Source organism: Pseudomonas sp. (assembly GCF_037994325.1).
GTDB lineage: Bacteria > Pseudomonadota > Gammaproteobacteria > Pseudomonadales > Pseudomonadaceae > Aquipseudomonas.
Genome location: NZ_JBBNAH010000584.1, coordinates 1 through 2,971, shown reverse-complemented (window position 1 = coordinate 2,971; position 2,971 = coordinate 1). Strand labels below are relative to the sequence as shown.

The 2,971-nt window shown below is 60.8% G+C and carries 3 protein-coding genes and 1 pseudogene; all 4 read left to right on the top strand.

Annotation, left to right across the window (positions count from 1 at the left end):
* Positions 1-340: pseudogene (locus AAAB16_RS19595) on the top strand (16S rRNA pseudouridine(516) synthase); the annotation flags it as partial.
* Positions 341-477: 137 nt separating this feature from the next.
* Positions 478-1,509 (top strand): L,D-transpeptidase, encoded by a 1,032-nt coding sequence (locus AAAB16_RS19590; protein ID WP_340664836.1) that lies wholly within the window; start codon positions 478-480, stop codon positions 1,507-1,509.
* Between the two features lie 86 nt (positions 1,510-1,595).
* Entirely contained in the window at positions 1,596-2,324 is a 729-nt protein-coding gene (locus AAAB16_RS19585) for a murein L,D-transpeptidase catalytic domain family protein (RefSeq protein WP_340664835.1), read from the top strand.
* Positions 2,325-2,740: 416 nt separating this feature from the next.
* The coding region (locus AAAB16_RS19580; RefSeq protein WP_369335450.1) for an alpha/beta fold hydrolase at positions 2,741-2,971 on the top strand (231 nt) is incomplete at its 3' end.

Genomic DNA, 2,971 nt, shown 5'->3' with positions numbered 1-2,971 from the left:
CAAACAGCCCAAGGTCTACTACGTCGAAACCGAGCAGGTGATCACCGCCGAGTACATCGAGGTATTCGCCCAGGGTTTGTATTTTGCCTACGAAGACCTCACCACCCTGCCCGCCGAGCTGGAAATTTTGACCACGCACAGCGCACGGCTGACCCTCTACGAAGGCCGCTACCACCAGGTAAAGCGCATGTTTGGCCACTTTCAAAACAAGGTTGTGCGCTTGCACCGGGAAAGCGTCGGCGCCCTACAGCTGGACCCAAGCCTGGCGCCTGGCGATTACCGCGCGCTCACCGCCGAAGAAATCGCAGGGTGCGCCAGTACTCGGCACTTGAGCCCGTAGGGTGTGCTGCGCGCACCGGCCCCCGATGCAGCGGGGTGTGCCGAACGACGACTAACGTGGCATTGGCCGGCAAAAAAATCGGGACTAAAGTCGCCACTACGGGCTCAAAACCTAACCAGTCGTTTTGGAGGGCAGGGATGAAAGCGCTGTTGTTGTGTGCAGGTTTGTTAGTGGTCATCAGCCTGACCGGCGCGGTTGTAACGCCGCCCACCTTGACCCCTATCCCCTCGGCCGAGGAGCTGCGCCAACAGCTGCAAACCCTCAAGCCCGGCCAGTTTCTCTGGTACCCGCAAGTGTCGCCGCAAGGCCCGGTGACGGTGGTGGTCAGCCTCACCGAGCAACGCGCCTACGTGTACCGCAACGGCATCGCCATTGGCGTGAGCACGGTTAGCAGCGGCAAAAAAGGCCGGGAAACACCCACCGGCGTATTCAGCATTTTGCAGAAAAGCGTCGAGCATAAATCCGACCTCTACAACGAAGCGCCTATGCCCTATATGCAGCGTCTGACCTGGGATGGCATCGCCCTGCATGCGGGCCATTTACCCGGCTACCCCGCCTCCCACGGCTGCGTGCGCTTGCCTATCGAGTTCGCCAAAAAGCTGTTCGACACCACCGGCTTTAGCTCCACCACGGTGATCGTTTCCGACGCCCACAGCGCCCCGGTATCGGTCTATCACCCCGGCCTGCTGGCGCCGACCGTAAGCGACGGTAAGCCGGTGGCCACGGCGGTGCTGAGCACTGAGCTGTTCTGGAACGACCCCGGTAGCGCCGCCGGCCCGCTGTCGGTATTGATCAGCCGCGCCGACCTGCGCGCCTATGTGTTTCGCGGCGGCCAACTGGTGGGCAGCGCGCCGGTCATCTCCGTCGACAGCAGCGCCCAGCCGCGCGGCATGGCGGTGTTTTCGCTACTGGAAAAACCGGCCAATCCCGACCTGGTGCCAGCCCAGCCGCTGCATTGGTCGGCCGTGCAAGTGACCCACCCCGAATACGGCAACTCGCCCCGTGAGCAACTCGGCGCGCTGAATGTCAGCCCCGAATTTTTGCGCAACCTGCACGCGGCCATGGACGTTGGCACCACCCTGGTCATCACCGACCTGGCCTCCACCTCGGAAACCCGCAGCAACGGCAACTTCACCGTGATCACCACCGAGACCGACAAAGGCAAATAACCGCTGATCAAAAATTGACCGCAAGCCCGGCGCAATTAGGCACAATGCGCGCGTTTGGCCATAACCAGAACGACTCAAACAGGGCTGTGCAATTGTTTATTCGATACGTATGGGGGAGCGCCCTGCGGCGCTTGGCGGGCACCTGCGGCCTGCTGCTAATCACCACCGGTTTCCACGCCCAGGCGCAGCCACTGCCCAGCGCCGCGGACCTGCAACGCCTGGCGCCCACCGCCAGCCTCAGCGCACTCAAGCTCGCCCTCACCGCCTACCACTGCGCCAGCGCGACCGATCCAAACAAGCTGCTCACCGTTATCGACTACTCCAAACCCTCGCGGGAAAAACGCCTGTGGGTGTTCGACCTCAAGCAGAAAAAACTGCTGTTTGAAGAGTGGGTCGCCCACGGCAAAAACAGCGGCGCCGACCTGGCCACCTCGTTCTCCAACGTGCCCAACAGCTACCAAAGCTCCATCGGCTTGTACCAGACCGGCGAAACCTACAGCGGCAAACATGGCCGCTCCCTGCGCCTGCTCGGTCTGGAACCGGGCTTTAACGACAACAGCCAATCGCGCGCCATCGTTATGCATGCCGCCGACTACGCCGACCCGAAAGTGGTGCCCGGCCTCGGGCGTTTGGGCCGCAGCCAAGGTTGCCCCGCCGTGCGCCCCGCCATTGCCGGCAAGTTGATCGACACCCTGAAAACCGGCAGCTACGTATTTGCCTACTACCCCCAACAAAAGTGGCTGAGCAGCTCGCGCTACCTCGGCGCGCAAACCTGCCCAAGCACCGGCGAAAGCCTGGCCGTGCTGCAAAAGTGAAGGGAGGCGACTGGAGGAAAAACCGGTCACTCATCGGACAGGCCGGCGCAGAGCGGTTTAATTGCAGAAAAAGCAGCCGCCCGCGCTTGCAAATGAAATCCTCGGCTGCTTGAATCGAATCACAAGGTCAGAGCGTGACTCACCAGTCATAGCGACCATCTAAGCACTTCCCCGGTTATTGGCGCTTTGCGCTGTTGGATTCCTGCCTGGTTCATCTGCACTGTTTCGCGCACTCCCCGTGCCGCGTTCCAGCCGCGCTGTTCGATCCTAAACCGCTTTAAAAACAATAACTTCTAAATTTTCATGGCTGACATTCAGTTGTCATGTCCAGGCGTTTTGCTGTCTGCCCAACACGGCTCTTTTTAGCGGCTACCCCGCTTATGCGAGCACCACCTTGCGCCAAGGAGGAAGACGACATGAGGCCAGAAACCGCAGTCGTACATGCATACAGTCACAACGTGCACACCGAGTACTACGCCAACCCAGCCGCACGTAAAACCATTATTTTGGTTAACGGTTCGTTGGCCACCACCGCCTCATTCGCGCACACGCTCAAATACCTGACGCCGCAATTCAACGTGGTGTGCTACGACCAGCCCTACGCCGGCCTGTCGAAAGCGCACAACGCCCACGCCCATCCCATCAGC